This is a genomic window from Microvirga sp. P4_G7 (genome assembly GCF_056401005.1).
Genome location: NZ_JBFUKD010001162.1, coordinates 1 through 587, shown reverse-complemented (window position 1 = coordinate 587; position 587 = coordinate 1). Strand labels below are relative to the sequence as shown.

The following is a 587-nucleotide window of genomic DNA, read 5'->3' as shown; positions in this document are numbered from 1 at the left end:
GCTCATGACGGCGCCGTTGCTGGAAGTTCGCGGTCTCAAGACGGTGTTTCACGCTCTCGACGGGGCTTGGCCCGCTGTCGAGGGAGTCGATCTCGTCGTGCAGCCAGGAGAGGTGCTGGGACTCGTCGGCGAGTCGGGATCCGGCAAATCCGTGACCGGTTTCTCACTGGTCCAGCTCATCGATCCGCCGGGCGAGGTCGTCGCTGGAGACGTTCTCTTCAAGGGCGAGGATCTGCGGCGAGCCTCCGAAGAGCGACTGCGCAGCCTGCGCGGTGATCGCATCGCGATGATCTTCCAGGACCCGCTGATGACACTCAATCCGGTGCTCAGCATCGGCGATCAGATGTGCGAGGCGATCCTCGAGCATCGCGATTGCAGCAGGCAGGACGCTCACAATGAGGCCGCACGGGCCTTGGCGCGCGTCGGCATTTCATCGCCGGAGACTCGCTTAAAGCAATATCCGCACGAGTTTTCCGGCGGCATGCGCCAGCGGGTTGCAATAGCGACGGCGCTTTTGAACAATCCGGACCTGATCATCGCCGACGAGCCGACGACCGCGCTCGATGTCACGATCCAGAGCCAGATCC

Annotated in this window: 1 protein-coding gene; it reads left to right on the top strand. The window is 63.0% G+C overall.

Annotation, left to right across the window (positions count from 1 at the left end; all coding sequences use genetic code 11):
• Window positions 1-4 precede the first annotated feature (4 nt).
• Window positions 5-587 (top strand): ABC transporter ATP-binding protein (locus AC1DT3_RS23645; RefSeq protein WP_477467581.1); only part of this gene is annotated, 583 nt, incomplete at its 3' end.